The organism is Lacticaseibacillus hegangensis (genome assembly GCF_003946465.1).
GTDB classification, from domain to species: domain Bacteria; phylum Bacillota; class Bacilli; order Lactobacillales; family Lactobacillaceae; genus Lacticaseibacillus; species Lacticaseibacillus hegangensis.
Genome location: NZ_RHOL01000019.1, coordinates 1 through 13,208 on the forward strand (window position 1 = coordinate 1; position 13,208 = coordinate 13,208).

The 13,208-nt window shown below is 53.5% G+C and carries 17 protein-coding genes; 13 read left to right on the forward strand and 4 right to left on the reverse strand.

Annotated features, from left to right (window positions below; translation table 11 throughout):
- Positions 1-107 precede the first annotated feature (107 nt).
- The 8 genes from EKM86_RS07085 (at position 108) to EKM86_RS07120 (ending at position 7,527) form a co-directional block, all read left to right on the forward strand.
- On the forward strand, positions 108-971 hold the full coding sequence (locus EKM86_RS07085; RefSeq protein ID WP_125756483.1) for a DUF3737 family protein: 864 nt from the start codon (positions 108-110) through the stop codon (positions 969-971).
- A complete protein-coding gene (locus EKM86_RS07090) occupies positions 968-2,143 on the forward strand; it encodes a MalY/PatB family protein (RefSeq protein WP_125756485.1) in 1,176 nt (391 codons plus the stop codon). Before EKM86_RS07085 ends, EKM86_RS07090 begins: the two co-directional genes overlap by 4 nt.
- Before the next feature lie 11 nt (positions 2,144-2,154).
- Positions 2,155-2,970, forward strand: a complete 816-nt coding sequence (locus EKM86_RS07095; RefSeq protein ID WP_125756487.1) for an aldo/keto reductase — start codon at positions 2,155-2,157, stop codon at positions 2,968-2,970.
- Between the two features lie 206 nt (positions 2,971-3,176).
- Positions 3,177-3,716, forward strand: coding sequence for a helix-turn-helix domain-containing protein (locus EKM86_RS07100; protein ID WP_125756489.1), 540 nt, complete (start codon positions 3,177-3,179; stop codon positions 3,714-3,716).
- 12 nt (positions 3,717-3,728) lie between these two features.
- Positions 3,729-4,817: an ABC transporter ATP-binding protein gene (locus EKM86_RS07105; protein ID WP_125756491.1), complete on the forward strand. Its 1,089-nt coding sequence runs from the start codon at positions 3,729-3,731 to the stop codon at positions 4,815-4,817.
- Between the two features lie 10 nt (positions 4,818-4,827).
- A complete protein-coding gene (locus EKM86_RS07110) occupies positions 4,828-5,646 on the forward strand; it encodes an ABC transporter permease (RefSeq protein WP_125756493.1) in 819 nt (272 codons plus the stop codon).
- Positions 5,643-6,470 carry an ABC transporter permease gene (locus tag EKM86_RS07115; protein ID WP_125756495.1) on the forward strand — a complete coding sequence of 276 codons (828 nt, stop codon included), beginning with the start codon at positions 5,643-5,645 and terminating at the stop codon, positions 6,468-6,470. Before EKM86_RS07110 ends, EKM86_RS07115 begins: the two co-directional genes overlap by 4 nt.
- A complete protein-coding gene (locus EKM86_RS07120; protein ID WP_125756497.1) occupies positions 6,454-7,527 on the forward strand; it encodes an ABC transporter substrate-binding protein in 1,074 nt (357 codons plus the stop codon). Before EKM86_RS07115 ends, EKM86_RS07120 begins: the two co-directional genes overlap by 17 nt.
- Before the next feature lie 399 nt (positions 7,528-7,926).
- On the opposite strand, the gene EKM86_RS07125 is transcribed toward EKM86_RS07120, so the two are convergent.
- Both EKM86_RS07125 and EKM86_RS07130 read right to left on the reverse strand, forming a co-directional pair.
- Complete coding sequence (locus EKM86_RS07125; protein ID WP_125756499.1) at positions 7,927-8,685, reverse strand: hypothetical protein; 759 nt, start codon at positions 8,683-8,685, stop codon at positions 7,927-7,929.
- Positions 8,682-8,918: a helix-turn-helix domain-containing protein gene (locus tag EKM86_RS07130; RefSeq protein WP_125756501.1), complete on the reverse strand. Its 237-nt coding sequence runs from the start codon at positions 8,916-8,918 to the stop codon at positions 8,682-8,684. The genes EKM86_RS07125 and EKM86_RS07130 overlap by 4 nt, the downstream gene beginning before the upstream one ends.
- A gap of 163 nt (positions 8,919-9,081) precedes the next feature.
- Here EKM86_RS07130 and EKM86_RS07135 point away from each other — a divergent pair, with 163 nt between their 5' ends.
- Entirely contained in the window at positions 9,082-9,252 is a 171-nt protein-coding gene (locus EKM86_RS07135; RefSeq protein WP_125756503.1) for a helix-turn-helix domain-containing protein, read from the forward strand.
- A gap of 99 nt (positions 9,253-9,351) precedes the next feature.
- On the opposite strand, the gene EKM86_RS07140 is transcribed toward EKM86_RS07135, so the two are convergent.
- On the reverse strand, positions 9,352-10,026 hold the full coding sequence (locus EKM86_RS07140; RefSeq protein ID WP_125756505.1) for a hypothetical protein: 675 nt from the start codon (positions 10,024-10,026) through the stop codon (positions 9,352-9,354).
- 77 nt (positions 10,027-10,103) lie between these two features.
- Between EKM86_RS07140 and EKM86_RS07145 the strand changes: the two genes are divergently transcribed.
- Positions 10,104-10,679 carry a single-stranded DNA-binding protein gene (locus tag EKM86_RS07145; RefSeq protein WP_164506204.1) on the forward strand — a complete coding sequence of 192 codons (576 nt, stop codon included), beginning with the start codon at positions 10,104-10,106 and terminating at the stop codon, positions 10,677-10,679.
- A 47-nt stretch (positions 10,680-10,726) separates the two neighbouring features.
- On the opposite strand, the gene EKM86_RS12370 is transcribed toward EKM86_RS07145, so the two are convergent.
- The gene (locus EKM86_RS12370) at positions 10,727-10,903 is read right to left on the reverse strand and encodes a hypothetical protein (protein WP_164506205.1); all 177 of its coding nucleotides are present in this window, start codon (positions 10,901-10,903) and stop codon (positions 10,727-10,729) included.
- 180 nt (positions 10,904-11,083) lie between these two features.
- Here EKM86_RS12370 and EKM86_RS07150 point away from each other — a divergent pair, with 180 nt between their 5' ends.
- From EKM86_RS07150 to EKM86_RS07160, 3 genes are all read left to right on the forward strand, one after another.
- Entirely contained in the window at positions 11,084-11,941 is an 858-nt protein-coding gene (locus tag EKM86_RS07150; protein WP_125756510.1) for a patatin-like phospholipase family protein, read from the forward strand.
- A 75-nt stretch (positions 11,942-12,016) separates the two neighbouring features.
- On the forward strand, positions 12,017-12,781 hold the full coding sequence (locus EKM86_RS07155; RefSeq protein WP_125756512.1) for an epoxyqueuosine reductase QueH: 765 nt from the start codon (positions 12,017-12,019) through the stop codon (positions 12,779-12,781).
- Between the two features lie 106 nt (positions 12,782-12,887).
- Positions 12,888-13,148, forward strand: a complete 261-nt coding sequence (locus tag EKM86_RS07160) for a hypothetical protein (RefSeq protein ID WP_125756514.1) — start codon at positions 12,888-12,890, stop codon at positions 13,146-13,148.
- The last annotated feature ends 60 nt before the right edge of the window (positions 13,149-13,208 follow it).

A 13,208-nucleotide genomic window follows, 5' to 3' on the forward strand; every position in this document is an offset into this window, starting at 1 on the left:
CAGCGCCTTGAGACGCAGCCAGCAACAGGGGCTTATAGCCCCAGAGAAAACCACCCGTTCGACGGGTGGTTTTTATTCTCAAGCGGCCGCCAGTGAGGGAGGACATAATGGAAACCATTCAGGATCAATTCTTTGATGGCGAGCGGCCGTTGTTTGGCCAGCACGACGCGCGCATCATCCGCACGACCTTTGGCGAAGGCGAGTCACCGCTGAAGGAAAGCCGCGACATCACGCTGCGGGATAGCACCTTCACGTGGAAGTATCCGCTTTGGTACAGCAAGCACGTCGATGTGATCAATACCATTTTTGAGACGATGAGTCGCAGCGGCATCTGGTACACTGACGATATTTCGCTGCGCACTTGCAGTTTTCAGGCGCCGAAGCTGTTTCGGCGCGCGCATCACATTACCCTGCAAAACGATTTCTTCGCTGATGCCCAGGAGACGCTTTGGTCCTGCTCGGACATCGCAATCGAAAATGTGAACGTGACCGGCGATTATTTTGCCAAAGACAGTGAGAACATCTACGTTGATCACCTGAACTTGGTGGGTAATTACGCCTTCGACGGCTGCAAGTACGTCGAGGTGCACAACTCCACTTTTGTCACTAAGGATGCGTTCTGGAACTGCGATCATGTGGTGATTTTTGATTCCGTGATTTCCGGCGAGTACCTGGCCTGGAACACGAAGCACCTGACCCTGATCAATTGCACGATCGCCAGCGACCAGGGCCTCTGCTACAGCGATGACCTGACGCTCAAAAACTGTCGGATGATGGAAACCGATCTGGCCTTTGAGTACTGCACCAACATCGATGCCGAGGTGACGACGCCGATTCGCAGCGTGAAGAATCCAATCTCCGGCAAGATCCGGGCCAAGGCAATTGGTACCCTGATTTTGGATCCGACCAAGATCGACCCGGCCAAAACCGAGATCAGCACTGACAATCAGCCAAAGGTGGTGCAAGCATGAGCGAGTTTGACCAGCTGATCGATCGCACCGGGACCGACTCGATCAAGTGGGCGGTAAAACCCGGTGAGCTGCCGATGTGGATCGCTGACATGGACTTCAAGACCGCACCGGCCATTATTGCCGCAATGCAGCAGAAAGTGCAGTTTGGCGTGTTCGGGTACGAGGAGCCGCCCGCGGCGTATTTCACCGCCGTGGCCGACTGGTATGAAAGTCAGCACGGCGCGCGGCCTGACCCGGCTTGGATGCTGTATTGCACCGGCGTGATCCCAGCGGTGTCCTCAGTGGTGCGGCGAGTTTCGCATCCCGGGGACAACGTGGTGGTCCAGGCGCCGGTGTACAACATGTTCTACCACTCGATTGAAAACAATGGGCGCCACACGCTGTCGTCGGATCTGGTGTACGACCAGGCAGCCGGCACCTACCACATCGATTTTGAAGACTTAGAGCAAAAGCTCGCTGATCCGCTCAGTACCCTGATGATTCTGTGCAACCCGCACAACCCTGTCGGCAAAGCCTGGTCAAAGGCGACGTTGACGCGGATCGCCGAGCTTTGCTTGAAGCACCACGTGGTCTTGCTTTCAGACGAGATTCACGGGGACCTCGTCTTCGGCGCCCCCGCTTACACGCCGGTGTTTGCCCTGCCAGAGCGGCTGCGCAACAACGCGGTAATCTGCGTGTCACCGTCTAAGACGTTTAATGTGGCGGCACTGCATGCTGCCACCGTAATCGTGCCGGGAGCGGCGCTGCGTGAATCGGTCACCCGCGCCCTCAATAACGATGAGCTGGCCGAGCCTAACCTACTGTCGCTGCCGGCCAGCATCGCGGCATACACCCAAGGCGCGGCTTGGCTGGCGGATTTGAAGGCGACACTGCTGGCCAACCGGCGGCAGGTCCAAGACTTTCTGCAGTCGTCGCTGCCTGCCGTGAAACCAGCGTTTGAGAATGCGACGTATCTGCTGTGGCTCGACATCTCGGCGCTGCACACCGACAGTGAGACCTTCTGCCAATTCCTGCGCGAGCAAACCGGGTTGATTCTCTCGGCCGGCGGCGAGTACCGCGGCAATGGCGCGCAGTTCATTCGCATGAACATCGCCTGTCCCAAGGCGCAGATCACCGATGGGTTGCAACGCCTGGCCAAGGGTGTTCATTTATTTGAGGAACAAAATCTATAGGAGGCATTACAATGGCATCTTCGATTTTGACAGAAACCTATGAGTTGGCAAATGGCGTTAAGATTCCCAAAGTTGGCTTTGGCACGTGGCAGATTCCCCAGGCCGAGGCCCAAGAGGCAGTCTATAACGCATTGTCTCTCGGCTATCGCCACATCGACACGGCGCTGGCCTATCACAACGAGGAAGGCGTTGGGGCGGCCATCAGCTACTCCGGCATTCCCCGCAATCAGATCTTTGTGACCACCAAGCTGCCGGCTGAGACCAAGACCTACGAGGGCGCTAAGCAGGATTTTGAGACCTCGCTTAAGAATCTGGGCCTTGATTACGTCGACTTGTACCTGATCCACGCACCGTGGCCATGGGCCAAGCGCGGGAACTACGACAAGGAGAACAAGGACGTCTGGAAGGCCATGGAAGAGATTTACCAAAGCGGCCGGGCCAAGGCCATTGGGATCTCAAACTTCGGCGTGCCGGAGATGAAGAACATCTTTGACGGGGCCACCGTCAAGCCGATGGTCAACCAGATTCAGTACCATGTTGGCTACACGGAAAACCCCATCACGAAGTTTGCCAAAGATAACGGCCTGCTAGTCGAGGCCTACTCGCCGCTTGCCACCGGCCGCCTGCTGCAGGACCCTGATTTGACGGCGATGGCCGAGCAGTACAACGTGTCCATTGCGCAACTGGCCATCAAGTTCTGCCTGCAAAATGGGGTGTTGCCGCTGCCGAAGGCCACCCACCGGTTCCACGCGGAAAGCAACGCCCAGTTGGACTTCACCATCAGCGATAAAGACATGGACCAGCTCAACCGGCTGGAAGAAGAATAATAAAGGATTGATCCGCTTTACGCCGTTGCCTTCGGGTGACGGCTTTTTTGGCGCGAACGAAAATGCGTGTCACTCATCTGCTTGTTAACGAACTGTAATGAAAACGTAGGGCTTTTTGCTTGAATTCGCCTCCTGACCCGGTATAATAGGCAAAGCGTACTAAACTTATGGTTTAGTTTGACAAAACCGACGCTGGGGGTGGCCGAATGGACATAGGACAGAAAATCCGTGATTTGAGGATCCAGAAAAACCTGACTCAAGAGGAGTTGGGGGAACGCACCGATTTGACGAAGGGCTACATCTCACAGCTGGAACACAACCAGTCCTCACCGTCGATGGAGACGTTCTTTGATATTTTGAATGTGCTGGGCCAGACGCCGGCGCAATTTTTCACCGAGGATCAAAACCAGCAGCTGGTGTACGCCGTGGCGGATCAAACCGAATACGTGGATGAAGAACGCGGCTATCAGCTGCGCTGGCTGGTGCCGGAATCCAACGAGAATGAAATGGAGCCGGTTCACATCACCTTTGAGGCTGGCGGTGAATTTAAGACTTTCGAACCGTCACCGGCGGAGACCTTCATCTATGTCGTGTCAGGGCGCGTGAAGCTGGAGCTCGGCAGTGCCACCTACCTGGCCAAGCGTGGGGAGACGATTTATTTTCACGCGACGCAGCAGCATCGCATTGTGAATGCCGCCCGCGGCAAAAGTGTGATTTTGCTGGTGGCAACGGCGTCTTACTTATAGGGGGAGTGAAAATTGAGCAAAACGATCATCGAATTGAAGCATGTCAGCAAGGTTTATGGGGACACGACCGTACTAAAGGACATCAACATTGAAATCGAGCAGGGCAAGTTTTACACGCTGCTTGGCCCCAGCGGCTCTGGCAAGACGACAATTTTGCGCGCCATTGCGGGCTTTCTTGACCCGACCTCTGGCGACGTGCTCTTTGACGGCAAGCGCATCAACGACATTCCCGCCAATGAGCGCAAGGTCAACACTGTCTTCCAGGACTACGCGTTGTTTCCGCACCTGAACGTTTTTGAAAATGTTGCGTTCGGGCTGCGCATTCAAAAGCACACGAAGGGTGAAATCAAAACCCGAGTGGAGGATGCGCTGAAGATGGTGCGCCTGGAGGGCCTGGCCGACCGTGAAATCGCCGAGCTTTCAGGCGGGCAGCAGCAGCGCGTCGCCATTGCCCGGGCAATTGTGCTGGAGCCTGAGGTGCTGCTCTTGGACGAGCCGCTGTCAGCCCTTGACGCTAAGCTGCGCAAGGACATGCAGTACGAACTGCGCGAACTGCAGCAGCGCCTCGGGATCACCTTTCTGTTTGTGACGCATGATCAGGAAGAGGCATTGGCCCTGTCCGACGAGATTTTCGTGATGAACGATGGTGAGGTGCAGCAATCCGGCACGCCGGTAGATATCTATGATGAGCCGGTCAACCATTTCGTCGCGGATTTCATCGGCGAATCAAACATTGTGTCAGGCCACATGGTCCAGGATTACCTGGTGGAATTTAACGGCAAGCAGTTCGAGTGTGCCGATGCGGGGATGCGGGCGAATGAATCGGTTGAGGTCGTGCTGCGGCCTGAAGACCTGGACATCACTGCGGTTGGCGCTGGTAAGGTGACTGTTGACGTCGACACCCAGCTGTTCCGCGGCGACTATTACGAAATTGTGGCTTACGACGACGCGAAGAACGAATGGCTGATCCACTCGACGAACCCGGCGAAGGATGGTGATCGCGTCGACTTGACTTTTGATCCGGAAGACATCCACGTCATGCGGCTAAATGAATCCGAAGAGGACTTTGACGCGCGGCTGGAAAGCTACGAAGGCGAATAGGAGGCCGGCGATGAAAAAATCAACGCAAAATCTGGCCTTTTACGTGCCCTACATCCTTTGGATCGTCCTGTTCGTGATTGCGCCGATGGTGCTGATTGTCTACCAATCCTTCTTCAACATTGAAGGTCAGTTCACCCTGAGCAATTACGCCACCTATTTTCAATCCGGGACATACATCATGATGACCATCAACTCGGTCTGGTACGCCTTTTTGATCACGGCCCTGACGCTTTTGATCTCGTACCCGGCGGCGTACCTGTTGCATTACGCCAAGCACAAGGAGCTGTGGCTGCTGCTGATCATCTTGCCGACCTGGATCAATCTGCTGCTGAAGGCCTACGCCTTTATCGGCATCTTCAGTCAGGACGGCGGGATCAACACGTTCCTGCGGATGATGGGGCTGGGGCCGCACCAGTTCCTGTTCACCGACTTTTCGTTCATTTTCGTGGCCAGCTACATCGAGATTCCGTTTATGATCCTGCCGATTTTCAACGGCATTGAGGAGCTCAACGAGGGGCTGGTCAATGCCAGCCGCGATCTTGGTGCCAAGTGGTGGCAGTCGTTTACCCGTGTGATCTTGCCTTTGACCATGAGCGGAGTCAAGGCAGGAGTGCAGGCGGTGTTCATTCCCAGCTTGAGCCTCTTCATGCTGACCCGTTTGATTGGCGGCAACCGGGTCATCACCTTGGGGACGGCAATCGAGGAGCACTTCCTGACGACGATGAATTGGGGGATGGGCTCAACCATCGGCGTTGTGCTCATTGTCGCCATGGTCATCATCATGTTCCTGACCGGTGAGCGGAAGAAGAAGGGAGGACGGCAAGCATGAAAAAGTGGAAATGGTCGAATCTCTACCTGATTTTTGTGTTTATCATGTTGTACGTGCCCATCGCTTACCTGATCATCTACAGCTTCTCCAAAGGGGACACCATGAGCAACTTCCGCGGGTTCACTTGGGCGCATTACAGCGAGCTGTTCGCGGATACCCGCATGATTCAGATCGTGGTCGATACCCTGATGCTGGCGCTGCTGTCCAGCTTGATCGCGACCATCGTGGGAACGCTGGGGGCGCTGGCCATTAGCCGCACCACCAAGCCGGTGTTGAAAAACTCAATTTTGTCTTTGAACAACATCCTGATGGTGTCTCCTGATGTCATTATCGGTGCCAGTTTTCTGATTTTCTTCACGGCGCTTCACGTGCCGCTCGGGTTCTTGTCCGTGCTGCTGAGCCATATCGCATTTTCAATTCCGATCGTGGTGCTGATGGTGCTGCCGCGGCTATCTGAAATGAGCCCCTCACTGCTGGACGCGGCGCGGGATCTGGGCTCGACAAACACGCAGACGCTGACGCGGGTCATCATGCCGTTCATCACGCCGGGGATCCTGTCTGGGTTCTTCATGGCCTTCACCTACTCCCTGGACGATTTTGCCGTGACCTTCTTTGTCACCGGCAACGGGTTTGAGACCCTCTCTGTCGAGATTTACGCCCGCGCGCGGCAGGGTATCAGCCTGGAGATCAACGCACTGTCCGGCGTGATGTTTATTTTCTCGCTGGTGCTGGTGGTGGGGTACTACTTCATCCAGCGCGGCAGTGCGTCCCACAAGGCCAAGTTGAAAGCAAAGGGGGCGGCGCTCAATGAAACGACTCATTAGTATGGCCGCGGTCATTTTGGCCGCCGTCATCGGGCTTGCCGTGTGGAGCAACTCCCTGCAAAAAGCGCAGGGGGCGACCGGCGACAACACGCTGAATCTGGCCAACTGGGGGGATTACATCGACCCGGCGCTGGTCAAAAAGTTTGAAAAAGAGTCCGGTTACCACGTCAACCTGGAGACTTTTGATTCCAACGAAGCTATGTACACCAAAATTCAGCAGGGCGGGACGTCCTATGACCTGACCGTCCCTTCTGAATACATGGTCGAAAAAATGGCCCGGGCGAAGATGCTGGTGCCGCTGGATAAAAGCAAGCTGCACGGGCTGAATAATTACGGCTCGCTGTACATGAATCGCTCGTTTGATCCCGGCAACAAGTACTCACTGCCCTATTTCTGGGGTACCCTGGGGATTATCTACAATGACAAATACGTTTCTGCCGATGAGGTCCAGCATTGGAATGACCTGTGGTCCCCGAAGTTTAAGGACAACATCATGCTGATCGATTCGGCGCGTGATATCATGGGCTTTTCGCTGCGGTCGATGGGCAAGTCGATGAACACTACCGACCCCAACACGCTGGCTTTGGCCAAGGCCAAGCTGGACCAGATGTCTCCGAATGTGAAGGCCGTGGTCGCCGATGAAATCAAAATGTACATGGCGGCCGATGAATCCGAGCTGGCGGTCGACTGGTCCGGTGAGGCGGCGGATATGATGGCCAACAACTCGCACCTTCACTACATCGTGCCGAGTGAAGGGTCTAACCTGTGGTTTGATAACTTGGTGATTCCTAAGACGGCCAAGCATTACAAGGCGATTTACGCCTTCCTCAACTTCATCACTGACCCGAAGAACGCGGCCCAAAATGCCGAGTACGTCGGTTATTCGACCCCCAATACCGCGGCCTTAAAGCTGCTGCCAAAGTCAGTGCGCAACGACAAGCAGTTCTACCCGGACGCGACCGTGATCAAACGGTCTGAAGTTTACAAGGACCTGGATCCTAAGACGGTTGGTCTCTACAACGATTTGTACTTGGAATTTAAGATGTACCGAAAATGAGATAAGACACGAGAAAGCACGAGCTAGATTTGCTGATTGTCCGGCATTTCTGGCTCGTGCTTTTGTCGTCTGTTCGTGTGTTCTCTCGTCCGAATGGGGTACATTTTGTGGGTACACTATTTTGTACCCCAGTTTTTGTCGTGCGTCGCATTGTCTGTCTGCTTCTTGCCCTTCTTATTGATCTCATGAAAGTTATTGAAGGATATTGACTGGAGTATTTTTTTGCAGATGAAGGTAACGAAACGAAACCATCGAAGGAAGCGAGAGTATGATGTGGTTGCTGATTTCAATCTTGGTTGTTCAAATTTCGATTCTAATCCTCCTCGTCAAAATAAGCCGGGGCTATTATCTCATGTCTGTAAAATGGAAGGTGGCATTGTTTTGGACTTAATAGTAACTTTACTTGGTTGTGCCGTGGCCGTTCTCGTCAGCGGTATTTTTACCCTGGTGGCGAATCGCCTCGCGGAGAGAGCCAAGCGATTTCTTCGGAATAATCAGCATAAGTAGCGTAAAGATGCTAATCAACGAGCTGAGGGCCGCGAACTGAGTAACGTTAAATGCTTCTAGGGAAAAGACCGAAATCCCTACTAAGATACTAATCCTTGTACTCAGTCGCATCACTGTATCAACAGTATCGGCAGTGTTTTGTTTGTTAATCCACAGTCTGGAAATGCCAAGCAATGCATTGGAAATTGAGAAGACAAACGCTCCCGTCAAAAAGCCTAGTTGTAAGGCAACCTCAAGATGCTTTGGACTGATGAATATCTTATCAAGAATGCTTGCTTTAAAACTTGGCAACAGTGAAATAACGCCAATCAGGATGAAAACGCACAGGGGAAATTGCAGCACATATAAAATCGTGGTTCTTCGACGAGTGCGTTTTGCTTCTTTCGCTGCATCTCCGGCCTCACTAATGATACTGTCAATATTTTCATCCAGGGTGTGTTTGAGCTCTGGGTGGGCCTCAATAAGTGACTGGTATCTTTCTGATTCTCGCTCGTGCTTATAGCTGTCCTGAAGTTCAGCAGAGGTTTTCAAAATAAGACGAAGTTCCGTATCGGTACGCTCTGCATTCATCACTGCATTGATTTGTTTGCTTGTCTCAGACGTAATCGCCTTCAAGTTTGACAGGGCGTCGTGATTTTCTAGATCCTTCATTTCTCCACCTCGTTGTACGGGGGAAAGTCGAGGAGTTCAGTGAGCGGCATCTCTAGTCCAGCAGCAATTTTTCTGAGTGTCCCAATTTTTGGGCTTGCGCTTGCACCTCTAAAGATGGCATTGACTGAGGACTGTCCCATTCCGGACAGTGTGGCAACACGATTTACCGTCAAATTTCGTTTCTGAAGAATGTGCAGCAGATGGGCTGCAATCAATTCTGAGTCAGTTTTCATAAATAGGCTCCCTCAGCAAAGTATTGTTAAACACCAGTTTATCAGGCACATGAAGCAATTCTGTCAAAGTAGCAAAGCTTTGTTTAAAATTAACAAAGAAATGCTAGTATGCGTTTATGGATGCTAGCAAAACTTTGATACTCCCATTAAGGGGGTAAAGAACTTGAAGGCAGGTGAGTTAGTTAAACAGTATCGTAATGCTCAGGACATGTCCCAGACGACGCTATCTGATTGGAGTGGGGTTTCGCAGACAACAATCAGTGCTATTGAACATGGCGCTGACCCGACATGGGGAAACATGCGAAAACTTGCAATTGCCCTGTACCGAAAATAGGAGAACGGCCTAACAAAAACACGAGCCAGGGAATCGCATCAAAGCGAACTTCCGGCTCGTGTTTTGTTGTTGGCGGTTGAGAAGCAGCTTACGATTTGCTCACTCAGCGACCTCAAACTGCTTATAATCCGCTGTCTGAGAGTGGGCCACGATGGTTTTATCCGCGTACAGTGCCACGTAAATGCCGCGGTCGCGAATGTGATTGGTGAGGCGCTTTTGCTTAGCCAGTGCGGTCAAAGCCATCTCTTGCGCGTGACCAGCGAGTTCTTTGCGCGACTCTGCCACCAGGGCGGAAACTTTGAAGTTATCCGCCTGGGCAACGATCTCTTGCTCACTGGTCAGAGTCACGCTTTTCAGATACAAGGACCAGTCGTATGAGTGGTCCGGTGTGCCGGTTTGAACCGCGTGACCGCTGGCGTCGAGCGTGCCTCGTGATTGACCCTGGAACAACTTCAACTGGTCGGCGAGCGTCATGTTCACCGCGGCCAGGGTCTTCGCATCCGTGGGTACGCCGGCTGTGTGGTGGCGCGCGGGATGACTGCTGGTTGTTTGCTCAGTGTTCTTTGAGGAAGAGGCGCTTTGCCTGGGGTCAGCTCGGCGGTTTGCAAATTGGCCCGGCAGGTTGGGCATAATGAGGCCAATCGCGACTAGAAACAACCCGACTGCCACAGTGAATCGAGAAAGCCACCGGCCCCGGCGCGCAAGAAAAAAGCCAATCGAGACCAAAATGATGATCACGCCGCTCACGATAAGTGGCAGTCTAATGGCTGACATGGTTTCCCCCTTTCCCAGCGCTCAAGCGGCACTGGTATCAGTGGTTAATGGCATGCCTTATATTAGCACGTGCTCAATTGATCTGGAAGCTTTTACTCATTCCTCGTTGGAAATTCGGGCAGGTGGTCGATTTTTGCGGAATGTATGCACAGACCAACGAAAGCGGGTTGGCCATCACAAGAACGGAGGGCTGTGCAATGTTTAATCACGTGTCTTTGACCGGTCACTTGGTGAGAGAAGTTGAGCTGAAGAAAACTTCCAGTGGCCTTACTTTTGGAGTGTTTACGTTAGCGGTGTCACGCGGCGCAAGGGACAAGCAAGGAAATCGGCCAGCAGATTTTATTCGTGCGATCGTCTGGGACAAACGGGCGGAACTCATGTCGACGTACTTACACAAGGGGGCTTTGCTGGGCATCGAGGGCCGGCTGCAGTCCTATTCGCATGAAACCGGAGAGGGTCAGCGCCGAACGGAATTGGAAGTCGTTGTCCAAAACGTGATATTTCTTGAATCGCGCAAGGTTTACGAATTCAGGCAGGGTCAAAAGGCCCAGGCGGCCGGTTCAGACACCGCAGGGGCGGGCTTCACGCAAGCCGATCCATTTGACCCAGTCAAACCCGATGTCGCAGTTCCCGAGGAGGATCTGCCTTTTTAAAGTGGTCATAAGAAAAGCGCCTGTTCAAGGCGCTTTTCTTATAAAATTCACTTCTCGCTGTGCAGGGATGCGTTCTTACGTTGCACACCTTTCAGCGCGGTATCGTACAGTAAGGCGACGTCCTCCGGCGATTTATCGCGCAGGTCCTGCTGGCGGAGCCATTCCAATGCAATTGCCTCATCGCGGCAGGTTGGGAAAAACTGGGTCGGGTGTTCTAATGGCATACTCTCATCTCCTGAAGATATTATGCCACATGCGCCCGTAAAACGGCCAGAATTAATCGCCTTGGCGTGCGTTGGCTGGCTTGTGTAATCCTGGTTTCTCCCTTATACTGAACGCCAAACCGAGTTTAGTCGAGGACGGTGCCGCACAATTAGGCAGGGCGCAGTAAAGGAGACGGTCGCATGTACAAAGCAGCATTGGTTCTTGAAGGCGGGGCGCTGCGGGGGCAGTATACAGCCGGGGTGCTTGACACCTTTTTGACGCATGAGATTTGTTTTGAGCTGGTGATCGGGGTCTCGGCTGGCGCACTGTGTGGGACGAACTACCTGTCCGAGCAGATTGGCCGAACCAACGTGATCAACACCAAGTACCGCACCGACAAAAACTACATTTCCGTCAGCCGGGCTTTGCACCGCCAGGACATCATCAATTTGGATTACCTCTTTTCTGAGCACGGTGGCGACTGGGAGGACTTCGACGACCGGACTTACCGCACTTCCCCCAGCGAGTTTGTGGTGGTGGCAACGTCGATTGAGCAGGGCCACGCTGTGTACTTCCGCCATCCGCAAGGCCGAGACATGGTCGCGGATCTTAAAGCCAGCGCCGCAATGCCGTTCATTTCGGCCGAGGCCTATACCAGTGCTGGCCCGTGTCTAGACGGCGGCATTGCGGATTCGATTCCGTTCGAGTACGCGCAGCAGCGTGGCTACGACAAGGTCGTGGTGATCCGGACTCGGGAGCGCGCCTATCGCAAGTCGCCGACTAGTGCGGTCCTGCGGCGGGCGTATCACCGCACCTTTGCGGCGCACCCAACGTTTGTGCAAACCGCGATCGGCCGCCCGGAGATGTACAATCGGCAAGCTGAGGCCTTGGAAGCTCAGGAGAAAACCGGGCAAGTATTTGTGATTGCGCCCAAGCAGCCGGTGACAGTGGGCCGGTTGGAGCATGATGTCAACAAGTTGGCCGCGCTTTATCAAACCGGTGTGAGTGAGGCGGCTGCCGCTTTGCCAGCCATGCGGGACTACTTAGATCTTGCCTGATGGGCGGTTTGAGATGACTGCTTGTACTAGTCGCACCGCTTTTATATACTGAAGAAAAGCCAAGGAGGGGTGCGCATGCTGGAATACGATGAGATCGCCAGTCAGTTTGAGAAAGACCAGAAAATCAACTTCGACAAAATTCTTCAGCGAGTGATTGCAGACTGGCAGCAACATGATCGGCGGCCGCGGCTGTTGATGCATTCGTGCTGCGCCCCTTGCTCAACATACACGTTGGAATACTTGACTCAGTATGCAGACGTCACCATCTACTATTACAATCCCAACATTCATCCACGGATGGAGTACGAACGCCGCAAACTGGTGCAGGAGCAGTTTATCGCGGACTTTAACCAGCGGACGGGCAACGCCGTGAATTTCATTAGCGCAGATTATCGACCCAGCGACTGGCTGGCCCACACCAAAGCACTGAAGGATGAACCGGAAGGCGGCGCCCGCTGCAAAGTTTGCTATAATTTCCGGCTTGATGCCGTGGCGCAAAAGGCCCAGGAGCTTGATTTCGACTATTTTGGCAGTACCTTAACCATCAGTCCAAGCAAGAATGCGCAGTGGATCAATGAGGGCGGCCTTGAGATCCAGCACATTTACAATGTGGCCTATCTGCCCAGCGATTTTAAAAAGCGCGGTGGGTATGCCCGGTCGGTTCAGATGTGCAAAGAGTACAACGTCTATCGTCAATGTTACTGCGGCTGCTTGTTTGCCGCAAAAGCGCAGGGTGTTGACCTCAAGGCGGTCAACCGCGACGCTACCGCCTACGTGGCTCAGCATGAGAATGATGATTTTGCGCAAATTCAATTTCGGCTTCACCGCCAAGCTGAGTAGCTCGCACTTGCTGCGGGCTTTTTGATTGTGCTCAGTTGTTTTTGACGAGGCACCGGCTTAAACTGAAGCCAGATGGATTCGATTCAGTCTGGAGGAGGCGAGTACCATGGCAAAAGAAGTGACACCGGTAGCCGCCGGCATTGGCGTTGACTACATGCTGAGCTTTGATCAGCCGCAGCCTGATCGTGAGGTGCGACTGGCGTTGAACCCAGTTGTTGCGTACTTACGCCCTTATCAAGGGGGTTATCGCTTCAGCTCAAATATGGGCCCGACTAGCCTCCGAGTGCGCTTGAAGCATGCGCTAGGCCTCGATCCTAAGGCATTTACGCTTCAATCAACCAGCGCGGCTTTTGACCAGCTGCTGTGATGGGTTCCTGGTCTTCTCATGGGGTACGAAAAAATCAGCCACTTTCTCGAATAGAGAAGG

Excerpts from the sequence above, each read along its gene's own strand:
- EKM86_RS07085 (WP_125756483.1), top strand. The coding sequence starts at position 108 with ATGGAAACCATTCAGGATCAATTCTTTGATGGCGAGCGGCCGTTGTTT.
- EKM86_RS07090 (WP_125756485.1), top strand. The coding sequence starts at position 968 with ATGAGCGAGTTTGACCAGCTGATCGATCGCACCGGGACCGACTCGATC.
- EKM86_RS07095 (WP_125756487.1), top strand. The coding sequence starts at position 2,155 with ATGGCATCTTCGATTTTGACAGAAACCTATGAGTTGGCAAATGGCGTT.
- EKM86_RS07100 (WP_125756489.1), top strand. The coding sequence starts at position 3,177 with ATGGACATAGGACAGAAAATCCGTGATTTGAGGATCCAGAAAAACCTG.
- EKM86_RS07110 (WP_125756493.1), top strand. The coding sequence starts at position 4,828 with ATGAAAAAATCAACGCAAAATCTGGCCTTTTACGTGCCCTACATCCTT.
- EKM86_RS07115 (WP_125756495.1), top strand. The coding sequence starts at position 5,643 with ATGAAAAAGTGGAAATGGTCGAATCTCTACCTGATTTTTGTGTTTATC.
- EKM86_RS07120 (WP_125756497.1), top strand. The coding sequence starts at position 6,454 with ATGAAACGACTCATTAGTATGGCCGCGGTCATTTTGGCCGCCGTCATC.
- EKM86_RS07125 (WP_125756499.1), bottom strand. The coding sequence starts at position 8,685 with ATGAAGGATCTAGAAAATCACGACGCCCTGTCAAACTTGAAGGCGATT.
- EKM86_RS07130 (WP_125756501.1), bottom strand. The coding sequence starts at position 8,918 with ATGAAAACTGACTCAGAATTGATTGCAGCCCATCTGCTGCACATTCTT.
- EKM86_RS07140 (WP_125756505.1), bottom strand. The coding sequence starts at position 10,026 with ATGTCAGCCATTAGACTGCCACTTATCGTGAGCGGCGTGATCATCATT.
- EKM86_RS12370 (WP_164506205.1), bottom strand. The coding sequence starts at position 10,903 with ATGCCATTAGAACACCCGACCCAGTTTTTCCCAACCTGCCGCGATGAG.
- EKM86_RS07150 (WP_125756510.1), top strand. The coding sequence starts at position 11,084 with ATGTACAAAGCAGCATTGGTTCTTGAAGGCGGGGCGCTGCGGGGGCAG.
- EKM86_RS07155 (WP_125756512.1), top strand. The coding sequence starts at position 12,017 with ATGCTGGAATACGATGAGATCGCCAGTCAGTTTGAGAAAGACCAGAAA.
- EKM86_RS07160 (WP_125756514.1), top strand. The coding sequence starts at position 12,888 with ATGGCAAAAGAAGTGACACCGGTAGCCGCCGGCATTGGCGTTGACTAC.